Genomic DNA, 12,897 nt, shown 5'->3' on the forward strand with positions numbered 1-12,897 from the left:
GCCCCCGGTGAACCGGAGTCCGGGGGCTCTTCTCGTCATGTGCGCGCGGCGGACCGTCAGACGTTGACGCCGAAGTCCTGCGCGATGCCCACCAGGCCCGAGGCATAGCCCTGGCCGACCGCGCGGAACTTCCACTCGGCGCCGTTGCGGTACAGCTCGCCGAAGACCATGGCGGTCTCGGTGGCCGCGTCCTCGGAGAGGTCGTAGCGGGCGATCTCGGCGCCGCCGGCCTGGTTCACGATGCGGATGTAGGCGTTGCGGACCTGGCCGAAGTTCTGCGAGCGGGTCTCCGCGTCGTAGATGGAGACCGGGAAGACGATCTTTTCGATGTCGGCGGGGAGACCCGCGAGGTTGACGTTGATCGCCTCGTCGTCGCCGGCGCCCTCACCCGTGGTGTTGTCACCGGTGTGGACGATGGTGTTGTCCGGCGTCTGCTTGTTGTTGAAGAAGACGAAGTGGGCGTCCGAGTAGACCTTGCCCTGGGGGTTGACCGCGATGGCCGAGGCGTCGAGGTCGAAGTCGGTGCCCGTGGTGGTGCGGACATCCCAGCCGAGGCCCACGGTGACGGCGGTCAGGCCCGGAGCCTCCTTGGTGAGCGAGACGTTGCCACCCTTGGACAGGCTTACAGCCATTGTTGGGAGTCCCTTCCCTCGTGACGTACGGGCTTCGTACTGGGGACGAAGCTACCGTCACCCCTATGAACGCCAAGGGGGGTACCCGAGGTTCCGTCTGTCTTTACCATTTTTACCCGGACTCCCCCCTTCGCCCCGGCCGACCCCGAAAAAAGGGTGACGCGGACCGGTCGCACGGGCGACCATGAACACATGTCCGGTCCCTATGTCATCCGCGGCTCCGTCTCCCTGCCCGAGGCCGAGCTCATGTGGCGATTCTCGCGCTCCGGCGGGCCGGGCGGGCAGCACGTGAACACCAGCGACACCCAGGTCGAGCTCCGCTTCGACCTGGCGGCCACCGAGGCGCTGCCGCCCGTCTGGAAGGACCGCGCCCTCGCGAAGCTGGAGGGACGCCTCGTGGACGGGGTCGTCAGCGTGCGCTCCTCCGAGCACCGCTCCCAGTGGCGCAACCGCGAGACGGCGGCCGTGCGCCTCGCCTCCCTGCTCGCCGAGGCCACCGCCCCGCCGCCCAGACCGCGCCGCGCCACCCGTATCCCCCGGGGCGTCAACGAACGCAGGCTGCGCGAGAAGAAGGCCCGCTCCGACACCAAGCGGGGCCGCACCGGCCGCGACTGGGGCTAAGGGCTGTCCCGCCCTCCCGGCCGCCCCGGCCCCCCGGCCGCTTCAGCCCAGTTGGCGGTAGCGGCCCTTGAAGTACGTCAGGGGGCCGCCGTCCGCGCTCGGTACCCGGGCCGTCAGGACGCGGCCGATGACGAGGGTGTGGTCGCCCGCGGCGATCCGCTGCTCGGTGCTGCACTCCAGGGTGGCCAGCGCGCCGCCCACCAGGAGCGCCCCGGAGGCCTCCCCGCGCACGTAGGGGATGTCCTCGAAGAGGAGCCGGTCGCTGATGCGGCCCTTCATGGAGAAGCGGCCGGCGATGTGCCGCTGGCTCTCCGCGAGCACGGAGACGCCCCACAGCGGCTGCTCGTCGAGCAGGTCGTCCATCCGGGACCCCTCGCGCAGGCTGACCAGGACGAGCGGCGGGTCCAGGGAGACGGACATGAACGCGGTCGCGGTCATGCCGACGTCCTCCCCGCGCGGCCCGTCCGGGGCCAGCGCGGGCTCGTGCGCGGTCACCAGGACCACACCGGCGGCCAGCCGGGTCATGGCGGCGCGGAACTCGTCGTTGCTCACCCCCTCAGCATGCACGGACGGGGGGACGGGGAGAGCGGGGGAAGTCGTGAGCACGCCGAAACGCTAGTCTCCGCACCGAGGGCGCCGCATCGGACCTCGGCCCGATCCGGGACCTAGGTCCGGGGACGGAGAGGGGCCGGGTGGCCTTACTCTCGTCGGTACCCGTCCGGCACGCTCGTCGGTGGCCGTCCGGCGGGCGCGGACGTGCACAGGTTCTGCACGGACGGCCGACAACGTCTCTGTAAACGCACAATGAAATGCAGAAACTCCACTCAATTGCTCAGGTTACGCTGTGACTTGAGTCACAGGAGCCATATTTTGTTGACCCTGTGTACCGAGTGGGGAGCGCGCTGTGATTCAGTGGCTGAGGCGCTATGCGGGGAAGCTGCCGAAGAGTACGGCGTGAAGGAGTTCCAGGGGGAGCGCCGGACAGTCAGCAGGGAACCGGAGAGCAGCCGGAACGCCGAGGGAACCCTGGAGTTGCTGCGAGGTCTCGAGGGGAGGGCGCATGGAGACCGAGTCGGAGCCCTACGTCCGTCTTGCGACCCTGCGGCAGCTGCATCAGGTGATGGCGGACATGAACACCGCCCGGAGCCTGGCGGACACGTTGCAGACCGTCGCCGACGGCGTGGTCACCGGGCTCGGCTACGAGCTGGCCTGCGTCAACCTCGTACGCCCCGACGGTGACCTCGTCGTCGCCGCTCTCGCCGGGAACTCCGCCGCCGAGGCCCTCATCACCGGCCGTGTCGGCTCCCGCACCTCCTGGGAGCGCCGGCTCACCATGGGCGAGGCATGGGGCGACCTGCGGTTCATCCCGCACACCGAGGGCTGGGTCCTCGACGAGGACGACGTACCGCAGTGGTACACCGACGGCCCCGCGCCCCGCTTCGAGGACGAGTGGCACCCCTCCGACCGGCTCTTCGCGCCGATGTACACCCCGAACGTCTCGGGCTCGGGCGGCGGCAGCGGCCACGGCGAGCTGATCGGCGTGCTCTCGGTGGACCGGCCGCGCAACGGCCGCAGGCCGGGCGCCTGGGGCCGCGAAGCCCTCCAGATGTACGCGTTCCAGGGCGCCATCGCCATCAGCAATGCCCGTCTACGCGCGAATATGCAGCGCGCCCTGGTCCGTCTGGAGCGCGAGCAGCAGGCTCTGCGCGCCAGCGAGGAGTCCTTCCGCCAGGCCTTCGAGTACGCCCCCTCCGGCATGGCCATCGCCGAGATGGGCGGCGACCAGCACGGCCGCATCCTGCGCACCAACGACGCCCTGTGCCGGCTCCTGGGCCGGCCCGCCTCCGCGATGCGCCGCTACTCCTTCTCCGACCTCGTGCACCCCGAGGACATCGGCACCCTGCTCCGCACCTCCGCCGAGGGCGGCCGTGCCGAGCTGCGGCTCGGGCGCCGCGACGGCACCTACGTCTGGGTCCATCTGCGCAACTCGGTCGTCGCGGACGCCGCCGACGGCCCGCGCTTCCTGCTCACCCACGTCGAGGACATAGAGGACCGCAAGCGCCGTGAGCTCCAGCTCGCGCACCGCGCCTCGCACGACGCCCTCACCGGCCTGCCCAACTCCGCCGAGCTGCGCTCCCGGCTCGGTGCCCGTCTGTGCCGGCGCCCGCAGTCGCTGCCGCCGGGCGCGGTCGCCTCGCTGGACGCGGCGTACGGGCACACGGACCCCTCCGGCGACTACGACGACGGCCACCCGGCCTACGACGGGAACGGCCACGGCTTCGACTTCCGGGCCGGCGCGGAGGCGTTCGAGGCCTTCGACCACCATGTGCACACCATCGCCCCCGAGGGCGAGACGGACGACGGCACCAAGGGGCTCGCGGTGCTCTTCTGCGACCTCGACGGCTTCAAGTCGATCAACGACCGGTTCGGGCACAACGCGGGTGACGAGGTTCTCATCGAGGTCGCCCGCCGCCTCACCCACGGGGTCCGCGACGGCGACACGGTGGCCCGGCTCGGCGGCGACGAGTTCGTCGTGCTCGCCGACGGCCTCGGCCGCGCGGACGCCCAGGACCTCGCCGTACGCCTGCGGAACGCGATCATTCCTCCCATCAGGGTCGACGGGCGGGCCGTCCGCGTGGGCGCGAGTTTCGGCATCGGCTGGGCCCACTGCGGGATGACGGCGGACGAGGTGTTGAAATCCGCTGACGAACGGATGTATGTCGAGAAACGTTCTCGTCCCAGACAGCATCGGCGTGCGGGGTAAGACGCAGGTCAGTACGTCGATGCGGTCAAGGACCCCCGTTTGGCCGAGCGAAACCGGGTAGGCTCGCCATTCATTCGTGTACCGCATCAGAACCGCACCCGCTGAGGAGACCAAGGGATGACGCCCGGCAACAACGGCGCGAGCACGCCCGAGGAGGACGACCCGTTCGGCTATCTGTACGCCGACGGTCAGGCCAACGGAGCCACGCCGCCCTCTGGAGGCGGTGGCTACGGCTACCCGGGCTCGGTCAACCGGGTGCGGGCGGTCGGCGAGCGCAGGTACGGCCAGCAGGCCGCTCAAGGCACCTACGGCCAGCAGGCCGCCACCGCCCCGTACGGCCAGGTGCCGCAGCAGGGCGGCTACGGCCAGCCGAACGCCCACTACGGAGCCCCCGAGACCGCTCCCGGCGGCGCGCAGACCGCGCGGACGCCGATGCCCGGTCACGGTGACGGCGGCGGGCGCGGCCGTGGCCCGAACACCAAGGGTCTTCTCATCGGCGCGGTCGCCGTGGTCGCCGCCGTCGTGATCGGCATCAGCATCGCCATGCTGGGCGGCGGGGACGGCGACAAGAAGGGCGACCAGGCGGGCCCGACCGCGTCGACCGCCCAGAGCGCGTCCCCGACCCAGTCGGAGACGAAGGGCGCCGACACGCCCGCGGACCTCCCCAAGACGGACGCCAAGACGCTGAACCTGGGCGCGGGCGTGACCACGGCGTCGGACGTCACAGGCGCCAAGGCGGACGGCGGCGTCTACGTGACGGGCTTCAACCACGTCGGCGCGTCGGTCGTCTGGAACGTCAGCGGCATCCAGAAGGCCGGCAAGTACACCCTGAACGTCAACTACGGCGTCCCCGGCAAGGACGCCAACGCCACGCTCACGGTCAACGGCACCGCACAGGACCGCCCCCTCAACCTGAAGAACTTCGCGCACGCGGCGGAGGGCGACTACGCGAAGGGCTGGACCAACACCTGGGCGGACATCACGCTCAACAAGGGCACCAACACCATCCAGATCTCCTGCGCGGACGGCAACCAGTGCGACGCGAACTTCGACCAGTTCTCGCTCGAATCAGGCTGGAAGTAGGCGGGAAGTAGGCTCTTCGCGCCCGGCGGTTCTTCGGATCCGCCGGGCTTTGCGCTGTTCCCGCCCGGTTCCCGTCAGGCGGCGGCGGCCTCGGTCGTGACCGTCACCCGGGGCAGCAGGCTCTCGTACAGGGCTCGGTCGAACTCGCCCGCCACCGGTGCGGCCACCGTCGCGGCCGACAGGGCGACGGCGCGGGCGAGCCGGGCCGGCCAGTCCAGCTTCTCCACCAGTCCCGACAGCAGACCCGCGACGGCGGAGTCGCCCGCGCCCGTCGGGTTGCCGTGGGCCCGCACCGGCGGGGTCGCCCGCCAGTGGCCCTCGGGTGCGTGGGCGAGCAGTCCGTTCGCGCCGAGGGAGGCGACCACGGCGTGCGCCCCGCGCCGCCGCGCGTTGCGGGTGGCCTGCAACGGCTCGTGGGAGCCGGTGAGTTCGGCCAGTTCCTCGGCGTTCGGCTTGACGATGTCGGGACGGGCGGCGACTCCCCTGCGCAGCGGCTCGCCGCTGGTGTCCAGCAGTACCGGCACGGCCGACGCGCGTGCGGTGCGCACGAGTTGGGCGTAGGCGCCGACCGGGACGCCCGGGGGCAGGCTGCCGCACAGGGCCACCGCCGAGGCGGAGCGCAGCAGATGCTCGTACGTCTCCTGGAAGGCCGCCCACTCGGCGGGGGTTATCGCCGGACCCGGTTCGTTGAGCTGGGTCGTGTCACCGGTCGTCGTGTCGACCACGGCTATCGTGCGGCGCGTCGGTCCCTCCACCGGGACGAGCGCGTCCACCACCCCGGCCGACTCGGCCAGTTGGTCCCGCACGATGCGGCCGGTCGCGCCGCCCGTGAACCCGGTGACCGTCACCTCGTGCCCGAGCGCGGCCAGCACCCGTCCCACGTTCAGGCCCTTGCCGCCGGGCCGTTCGGTCACCTCGGTCACCCGGTGCGAGCCGTGCGGGCGCAGTGCCCGTACGCGATAGGTGATGTCGAGAGCGGTGTTCAGTGTGACCGTGAGGATCACCTGGGCCGACCTCCCCCGAAGAGTTCTGTGACGTGGGCGCCTGTCGGACGCCCGCCGGTGTTTCCGGAGGCTCGATCATGCCAAACACAACGGCGGTCGGCCCAGTCCCCCCGGGCCAACCGCCGTAAGCAACAAAGGTATGAATCACCCCAGTTGGGGATCGACCACCCATTCGCCGCCGCGCATGACGCCCTTGAGCGCGAAGTCGGCGTCGAGGACCACGAGGTCCGCGTCCTTGCCGGGCTCCAGGGAGCCCACGCGGTCGTACCGGCCCAGCAGGCGGGCGGGGTTGACGGAGAGGGCCGCGACGACGTCCTCGACCGGCAGCCGGTCGACCGTGACGGCGCGCTGGAAGGCGCGGTCGAGGGTCAGGGTTGAGCCCGCGATCGAACCGCCCTCCACCAGGCGGGCGACGCCGTCCGCGACCTCGACCTCCAGCGGGCCGAGCATGTAGCGGCCGTCGCCGAAACCGGCCGCGTCCATGGCGTCGGTGATGAACGCGACCCGGCCGGGACCCGCGTGATGGAAGGCCAGTTCCAGCGAGGCGGGGTGCAGATGCGTGCCGTCGTTGATCAGCTCGACCGTGATCCGCTCGTCCTCCAGGAGGGCGGCGATGGGTCCCGGCGTCCGGTGCCCGAGCGCCGGCATCGCGTTGAACAGGTGCGTCGCCACGGTCGCGCCGGCGTCGATGGCCGCCTTCGTCTGCTCGTACGTCGCGTCGGTGTGCCCGATCGCCGCGATCACCCCGTGTTCGGCGAGCAGCCGCACGGAGTCGAGGCCGCCCGGCAGTTCGGGGGCGAGCGTGACCATGCTGGCCCGGCCGCGGGCCGCGTCGATCAGCTTGCGGACGTCCGCAGGGTCGGGGTCGCGCAGCAGTTCCTCGGAGTGGGCGCCCTTGCGGCACGGCGAGATGAACGGGCCCTCGAAGTGGATGCCCGCGAGGTCGCCCTGCTCGGCCAGTTCGGAGAGCATCCCGGCGCGCTCGGCGAGGCCGTGCATGTCGCCGGTGACGGTCGAGGCGACGACGGTCGTGGTGCCGTGCAGCCGGTGGGTGTGGATGCCCCGCAGGACCTCCTCGGTGGTTCCCGAGGTGAAGGACGCTCCGCCGCCGCCGTGGTTGTGGAGGTCGACGAAGCCGGGGACCACCCAGTGGCCGGAGAGGTCGGTCACCGGCGTGTCCGCGGGGATCGCGCCGCCTCCGGCCGGCTGCGTCCCGGGGGCGCCCGCTCCGGCGATCCGCCGGCCGTCGATGATCACGCGGCCGTCGTGCACGATCCCGGTGGGCAGTACCACCCGGGCGCCGGCGAGAACCTTGCTAGGAGCCATCGGGTGGTTACCTCCGGGGAGTCGTAGAAGTGGTGTTCAGGAGGTCCCGGGCGAGGAGCCCGGCACCGAGGCAACCGGCGGTGTCCCCGAGGGCGGCGGGGACGATGGACGGCAGCTTCTGGAACGTGACGCGTCGTTCGACCGCGGCCCGCAGGGGTGTGAACAACGTTTGCCCCGCTTCGGCGAGCCCGCCACCGATGATCAGCATGCGGGGGTCCAGGAGGGTGAGCGCGGTGACCAGGCCGTCGGCGAGAGCGTCGACCGCCTCCTGCCAGACGGCCAGCGCCCTCGGGTCGCCCGACTCGACGGCCTTGGCGCAGTCCGCAGCGTCCGCCCCGGGGTCGCCGGAGGCCTCGGCCCAGGCCTGGCTGACGGCCGCCGCGGAGGCGAACCGCTCCAGACAGCCGCGCTGCCCGCACGGACACGGGGATCCGCCGGGCCGTACGACGATGTGGCCGATCTCGCCCGCGAAGCCGTGCGCGCCCTCCTCGACACCGCCGTTGATGCCGATGGCGCCCGCGATGCCGGTGCCCAGCGGGACGAACAGAAAGCGGTCCGCTCCCTTTCCGGCTCCGATCCGGCCCTCCGCCAGGCCGCCGGTGCGCACGTCGTGCCCGAGCGCGACGGGCACGCCGCCGAGCCGCTCGCCGAGCAGCCGGCGCAGCGGGACGTCGCGCCAGCCGAGGTTGGCCGCGTAGACCGCGATGCCGCCCTGGGTGTCGACGATGCCGGGGACGGCGACGCCGGCCGCTGCCGCGCTCTCGCCGAAGTGCTCCTCGCCGTAGGCGCGCAGTTCGGCGGCGAAGTCGAGGATCTCCTCGACGACGGCGTCGGGCCCGCGCTCACGGCCGGTCGCGCGACGGGCCTGGTGCAGCAGCGCGGGGTGCCCGGGGTCCTGCCGCGGGGCGCCGGGGCGGTCCGGGGAGGGCTCGTTGTCCACCCCGACGAGGGCGGCCTTCATCCCGGTGCCGCCCACATCGAGGGCGATGACGTGTCTCACGGGGGACAGTGTCGCGCTTTACCCCTGGAAAGGTCTAGTCCACTCGCGGGATGGAGCTGGTCTATCCGCATTCCGAGACGTGACCTGGCACGCGGGGCAGGGCGGCCAGGGGCTGTGCCGGTCTCCTGCCCCTCGCCCGGCGGCCCCGGACCCGGTGCCTGTCGGTGCCGGGGACTACCGTGCTGTCCATGGAAGAGCTGCCCGCGCGCGAACGGAGCATTCTCGCCCTGGAGCGCCGCGGCTTCTCCGGCCCCGGCGCCAAGGAGCGCGCCATACGCGAACGGCTGGGCCTGGCCCCGGTCCGCTACTACCAGCTGCTCAACGCACTGCTGAACGACCCGCGCGCCCTGGCGCACGACCCCGTGACGGTCAACAGACTCCGCCGTGTCCGCGAGGCCCGCCGCGACGAACGATGAACGCTGGCAGGATCCGGCCCCGGCCGGAAAATTCAGCCCCTCCGGCGTTTGAGGAGCGGGGGTCCGGGGGCAGCGCCCCCGGGTCGGGAGGGGCGAGAGAAGGTCTTGGCGAGGTGGGATCCGGGCATTCCGGGGGGAGAGGCGCTTGCTCGGGCGTGAGTCGGGGGTGCGTCCGGCGCCACCCGGATAGGGTCGTTCCATGGGCACCCACCCCGAATCCAAGGACTCCTTGCCGGCCCCGGTGACCCCCGCCGGGCGCGAAGCTCTGGAAGCGATCCTCACGCACCCCGCCCGGACGGTCGTCGCGCTCGACTTCGACGGCACCCTCGCCCCCATCGTTCCCGATCCCGACCGGGCCCGGGCGCACCCCGACGCGGTCCCCGCGCTCGCCGCGCTCGCCCCCAAGGTCGCCTCCGTCGCCGTGGTCACCGGCCGCCCGGCCGGTGTGGCCGTGCGCCACGGCGGTTTCGCGGGCGTACCCGGCCTGGAGCACCTGGTCGTCCTCGGTCACTACGGCGCCGAGCGCTGGGACGCGGTGAGCGGTACGGTCACCGCCCCCGCCCCGCACCCCGGTGTGGCCGCCGTCCGCGCCGAGCTGCCCGGGTTCCTCGACGGGATCGGTGCCTGGCAGGGCACCTGGATCGAGGAGAAGGGCCGGGCGGTCGCCGTGCACACGCGGCGGGCCGCCGATCCGCAGGCCGCGTTCGAGGCGTTGCGGGAGCCGCTGGGTGAGCTCGCCGCCCGGCACGGGCTGATCGTCGAGCCGGGGCGCATGGTCCTGGAGCTGCGTCCGCCGGGCATGGACAAGGGTGTGGCCCTCGTGGAGTACGTCCGGGAGACCGGGGCCGAGGCCGTGCTGTACGCGGGGGACGACCTGGGGGATCTGCCCGCCTTCGCCGCCGTCGACAAGCTTCGCTCCGACGGGGTTCCGGGGCTGCTCGTGTGCAGTGGCAGCTCGGAGGTCGCCGAACTCGCCGAACGCGCCGACCTCGTGGTCGACGGGCCCGCCGGGGTCGTCCGCCTCCTCGCCGCCATCGCGGCCCGACTCGCCTGACCCGGGCCGGTTCGTCCCCCTGCGGGTGGGGCGGGTCGGGCACCGGCTTGTTTCGCCCCCTCCGCCCCTACCCGACCCGTACCCGGGGCTCCGCCCTGGACCCCGCTCCTCAAACGCCGGAGGGGCTGGACCGATCCGGCCGGGGCTAACTCGAAGAGAGTTCGTGCAGTTGGTCCAGGAACCACTGGGCCGGGGGGAGGGCGGTGGCCGCCGCCGACAGGCGCTTGGTGCGTTCGGCGCGCTCGCCGGGCTGCATGCCGAGTGCCTCGTGCAGCGCCCGCGCCGTGCCGGTGATGTCGTACGGGTTCACGGAGATCGCGTCCTCGCCCAGTTCCTCGTACGCCCCGGCCTCCCGCGACAGGACCAGCACGCAGCCCTCGTCGGAGACGACCGGGACCTCCTTGGCGACGAGGTTCATGCCGTCCCGGATCGGGTTGACGAGGGCGACGTCGGCCAGCCGGTACGCGGCGAGCGAGCGGGCGAAGTCGTCCTTCACGTGCAGCACCACCGGAGTCCAGCCGGGCGTTCCGTACCCGGAGTTGATCTCGTCGGCGAGCCGCTGCACCTCGGCCGTGTAGTCCCGGTAGACCGCGAGGTCCTGCCGCGAGGGATAGGCGAAGGCCACGTGGACGACCCGCTCGCGCCACTCGGGGTGGTCGTCGAGCAGCTGCCGGTACGCCAGCATCCCCCGCACGATGTTCTTGGACAGCTCGGTCCGGTCGACGCGCACGATCGTCCTGCGGCCCGCGCCGATCTCCTCGCGCAGCGCGGCCATGCGTTCCCCGACGTCCGCCCGGTGCGAGCGCTCGCGCAGGAACTCGGCGTCCGCCCCGAGGCCGTGCACGCCGACCCGGGTCTCGCGCACGGGCGGCCCGGCGCCGTCCAGGTGCTCGATCGCGGGGGAGCCGCCCGAGGGCCGGGTGGCGACGTAGCGGCCGGGTTCGGTCTGCTCCGCGCAGCGCATGAACGCCGTGGCCCACCGCCAGGTCAGGAAGGCCACCCGGTCGGCGCCGAGCATGCCCGCCATCAGCTCGGCGCGGATGTCGTCGGGGAGCATCCGGAAGTAGTCCTCGGGTGCCCAGGGGGTGTGGGAGAAGTGGCCGATGCGCAGGTCGGGGCGCAGCTCGCGGAGCATCCCTGGCACCAGGCACAGGTGGTAGTCCTGGACCAGCACCGACGCGCCCTCGGCCGCCTCCTCGGCGAGCGCCTCGGCGAAGGCACGGTTGTAGGCGCGGTACGACGCCCACTGCCGCCGGAACTCCGCGTCGAAGACCGGCTCCAGCGGGGTCTGGTACAGCATGTGGTGGACGAACCACAGCACGGAGTTGGCGATGCCGTTGTACGCGTCGGCGTGCGTGGCGGCGTCGATGGCCAGCATCCGTACGCCGTCCTCGCCGACCCCGCGCCGGACGGCCTCCCGGTCGCCGTCGCCGAGGGCCGAGCACACCCAGAGCGCACCCGCGTCCGGCCCGATCGCGGAGAGACCCGAGACGAGTCCACCGCCGCCGCGCCGGGCGTGCAGCGAGTCGTCCTCCCGTACCTCGTAGGTGACCGGGCCGCGGTTGGAGGCGACCAGAATCCTGTGGGCACCATGCGTTGAAGCCATGCCTCGAAACCTAGCCCCGTCTCGAAACGCTCAAACGCGCCCTTCGGCCGTATGCGATCGGCGGCCGTGGGCGCCGGACTACGCGGCTCTGCGCGTCTGGTACTCGGACATTTCGGTCATCGGCGGCCTTTCCTCGGTGTCCACGGAGTAGGTGCGCGGCCGGAAACCGTCCCGGTCGCGTTCGAACTGGGTCAGGGAGGGGCGGATCAGATGGCCGCGGGCGAGCCGGAGCTGCGCGGTGCGGTAGATCGCGGCGGCCATGCGGCCCAGCGCCTGGCCGTCCTGGTGGCGGTGCTTGCGCACGCCGACGTCGACCTGGGCGAGGGCGTCCAGGCCCACCAGGTGCAGGGCGTCGACGAGCATGCCCAGTTCGACGCCGTAACCGACGGGGAAGGGGAGCTGTTCGAGCAGCGAGCGGCGAGCCGCGTACTCGCCGCCGAGCGGCTGGACGAAGCCCGCGAGCTGCGGCCAGTGCATGTTCAGCAGGGGGCGGGCCATCAGCTCGGTGACCCGGCCGCCCTGCCCGCCACCGCCGGCCATCGGGCGGTCGTACATGGCCTTGACGAGGTCGACGCCGGGCTCGGTGAGCAGGGGGCCCACGATCCCGGAGACGAAGTCGGACGAGAACTCCCTGAGGTCCGCGTCGACGAAGGCGACGATGTCCCCGCTCGTCACGAGGAGCGACCGCCACAGCACCTCGCCCTTGCCGGGCACGGCCGGTATCCGCGGGAGGATGTCGTCGCGGTGCACGACGCGCGCGCCCGCGGCGGCGGCGACCGCGGCGGTACGGTCGCTCGAACCGGAGTCGACGACGACGATCTCGTCGACGAGGGGCACCTGCTGCATCAGGTCGTGGCGGATGATCGCGACGATCTCGCCGACCGTCTCCTCCTCGTTGAGCGCGGGCAGCACGACACTGACCGTCGAGCCGGTGACGCGCTTGGCTGCCATGAGTTTGTGGAGCGGGCGGTCGGTCACGGACCAGGAGCGTGTGCTCAGCCAGCTCTCGACTTCTCTCAGCACCGTCTGCGGCTCCTCACTGTCTGATCACACGCCGTCGTCGGCGTGCCCGCTGCGGCCGGCGGCGGATCGATGGGCTCGTCTCGCCGTTCGGACGACTATCTCAACTGTCCTGGCCTTCGGTTACAGTCTTGAACAACGCGCATGACCATCGCATGTCCTGGATCGTCGGCGCGTATCGTGTTCAACAGTTCAACAATCAAATACCGCTCATCCAGAGGGGCAGAGGGATACGGCCCGATGAAGCCCCGGCAACCCTCCAGCCGGTCTCGTAGCGATCGATGTCGATCGCGTCGCGAGGCTCCCGGCTCGGGAAGGTGCCAAATCCGTCTCACGGCGAAGTGCGCCGTGAGGAAGATGAGGAGAAAGGG

12 protein-coding genes and 1 riboswitch are annotated in these 12,897 nt (G+C 72.0%); of the genes, 5 read left to right on the forward strand and 7 right to left on the reverse strand.

Annotation, left to right across the window (positions count from 1 at the left end; genetic code table 11):
- Nucleotides 1-56: 56 nt before the first annotated feature.
- Nucleotides 57-632: a TerD family protein gene (locus ACZ4AA_RS11705; protein WP_467599347.1), complete on the reverse strand. Its 576-nt coding sequence runs from the start codon at nucleotides 630-632 to the stop codon at nucleotides 57-59.
- Between the two features lie 192 nt (nucleotides 633-824).
- Here ACZ4AA_RS11705 and arfB point away from each other — a divergent pair, with 192 nt between their 5' ends.
- Complete coding sequence (gene arfB / locus ACZ4AA_RS11710) at nucleotides 825-1,253, forward strand: alternative ribosome rescue aminoacyl-tRNA hydrolase ArfB (protein WP_467599350.1); 429 nt, start codon at nucleotides 825-827, stop codon at nucleotides 1,251-1,253.
- Nucleotides 1,254-1,295: 42 nt separating this feature from the next.
- Here arfB and ACZ4AA_RS11715 read toward each other — a convergent pair whose 3' ends face one another.
- Entirely contained in the window at nucleotides 1,296-1,778 is a 483-nt protein-coding gene (locus tag ACZ4AA_RS11715) for a flavin reductase family protein (protein ID WP_339135563.1), read from the reverse strand.
- A 535-nt stretch (nucleotides 1,779-2,313) separates the two neighbouring features.
- On the opposite strand from ACZ4AA_RS11715, the gene cdgB reads away from it, so the two are divergent.
- Together cdgB and ACZ4AA_RS11725 are read left to right on the forward strand one after the other, a co-directional pair.
- Complete coding sequence (cdgB, locus tag ACZ4AA_RS11720) at nucleotides 2,314-4,017, forward strand: diguanylate cyclase CdgB (protein ID WP_467599353.1); 1,704 nt, start codon at nucleotides 2,314-2,316, stop codon at nucleotides 4,015-4,017.
- 117 nt (nucleotides 4,018-4,134) lie between these two features.
- Nucleotides 4,135-5,100 carry a CBM35 domain-containing protein gene (locus ACZ4AA_RS11725; RefSeq protein ID WP_467599356.1) on the forward strand — a complete coding sequence of 322 codons (966 nt, stop codon included), beginning with the start codon at nucleotides 4,135-4,137 and terminating at the stop codon, nucleotides 5,098-5,100.
- A gap of 74 nt (nucleotides 5,101-5,174) precedes the next feature.
- On the opposite strand, the gene ACZ4AA_RS11730 is transcribed toward ACZ4AA_RS11725, so the two are convergent.
- From ACZ4AA_RS11730 to ACZ4AA_RS11740, 3 genes are all read right to left on the reverse strand, one after another.
- Entirely contained in the window at nucleotides 5,175-6,104 is a 930-nt protein-coding gene (locus tag ACZ4AA_RS11730) for a 1-phosphofructokinase family hexose kinase (RefSeq protein WP_467599360.1), read from the reverse strand.
- A gap of 144 nt (nucleotides 6,105-6,248) precedes the next feature.
- Complete coding sequence (gene nagA, locus ACZ4AA_RS11735) at nucleotides 6,249-7,430, reverse strand: N-acetylglucosamine-6-phosphate deacetylase (protein WP_467599363.1); 1,182 nt, start codon at nucleotides 7,428-7,430, stop codon at nucleotides 6,249-6,251.
- Nucleotides 7,431-7,437: 7 nt separating this feature from the next.
- Entirely contained in the window at nucleotides 7,438-8,391 is a 954-nt protein-coding gene (locus ACZ4AA_RS11740) for an ROK family protein (protein WP_467600321.1), read from the reverse strand.
- Nucleotides 8,392-8,618: 227 nt separating this feature from the next.
- Between ACZ4AA_RS11740 and ACZ4AA_RS11745 the strand changes: the two genes are divergently transcribed.
- Nucleotides 8,619-8,846: a DUF3263 domain-containing protein gene (locus tag ACZ4AA_RS11745; RefSeq protein WP_467599366.1), complete on the forward strand. Its 228-nt coding sequence runs from the start codon at nucleotides 8,619-8,621 to the stop codon at nucleotides 8,844-8,846.
- Between the two features lie 199 nt (nucleotides 8,847-9,045).
- Nucleotides 9,046-9,900 (forward strand): trehalose-phosphatase, encoded by an 855-nt coding sequence (gene otsB, locus ACZ4AA_RS11750; protein WP_467599369.1) that lies wholly within the window; start codon nucleotides 9,046-9,048, stop codon nucleotides 9,898-9,900.
- Between the two features lie 145 nt (nucleotides 9,901-10,045).
- Here otsB and ACZ4AA_RS11755 read toward each other — a convergent pair whose 3' ends face one another.
- Nucleotides 10,046-11,506: an alpha,alpha-trehalose-phosphate synthase (UDP-forming) gene (locus ACZ4AA_RS11755; RefSeq protein ID WP_467599372.1), complete on the reverse strand. Its 1,461-nt coding sequence runs from the start codon at nucleotides 11,504-11,506 to the stop codon at nucleotides 10,046-10,048.
- 78 nt (nucleotides 11,507-11,584) lie between these two features.
- Nucleotides 11,585-12,529 (reverse strand): glucosyl-3-phosphoglycerate synthase, encoded by a 945-nt coding sequence (locus ACZ4AA_RS11760; RefSeq protein ID WP_467599376.1) that lies wholly within the window; start codon nucleotides 12,527-12,529, stop codon nucleotides 11,585-11,587.
- Nucleotides 12,530-12,733: 204 nt separating this feature from the next.
- A riboswitch (SAM riboswitch) is annotated at nucleotides 12,734-12,890 on the forward strand.
- Nucleotides 12,891-12,897: the final 7 nt, after the last annotated feature.

The sequence above is a fragment of the Streptomyces sp. NPDC024698 genome (assembly GCF_055559015.1).

What these genes read in the sequence shown, in the direction of transcription:
- ACZ4AA_RS11705 (WP_467599347.1), bottom strand. Translation starts at nt 632, where the DNA reads ATGGCTGTAAGCCTGTCCAAGGGTGGCAACGTCTCGCTCACCAAGGAG.
- arfB (WP_467599350.1), top strand. Translation starts at nt 825, where the DNA reads ATGTCCGGTCCCTATGTCATCCGCGGCTCCGTCTCCCTGCCCGAGGCC.
- ACZ4AA_RS11715 (WP_339135563.1), bottom strand. Translation starts at nt 1,778, where the DNA reads ATGACCCGGCTGGCCGCCGGTGTGGTCCTGGTGACCGCGCACGAGCCC.
- cdgB (WP_467599353.1), top strand. Translation starts at nt 2,314, where the DNA reads ATGGAGACCGAGTCGGAGCCCTACGTCCGTCTTGCGACCCTGCGGCAG.
- ACZ4AA_RS11725 (WP_467599356.1), top strand. Translation starts at nt 4,135, where the DNA reads ATGACGCCCGGCAACAACGGCGCGAGCACGCCCGAGGAGGACGACCCG.
- nagA (WP_467599363.1), bottom strand. Translation starts at nt 7,430, where the DNA reads ATGGCTCCTAGCAAGGTTCTCGCCGGCGCCCGGGTGGTACTGCCCACC.
- ACZ4AA_RS11740 (WP_467600321.1), bottom strand. Translation starts at nt 8,391, where the DNA reads ATGAAGGCCGCCCTCGTCGGGGTGGACAACGAGCCCTCCCCGGACCGC.
- ACZ4AA_RS11745 (WP_467599366.1), top strand. Translation starts at nt 8,619, where the DNA reads ATGGAAGAGCTGCCCGCGCGCGAACGGAGCATTCTCGCCCTGGAGCGC.
- otsB (WP_467599369.1), top strand. Translation starts at nt 9,046, where the DNA reads ATGGGCACCCACCCCGAATCCAAGGACTCCTTGCCGGCCCCGGTGACC.
- ACZ4AA_RS11755 (WP_467599372.1), bottom strand. Translation starts at nt 11,506, where the DNA reads ATGGCTTCAACGCATGGTGCCCACAGGATTCTGGTCGCCTCCAACCGC.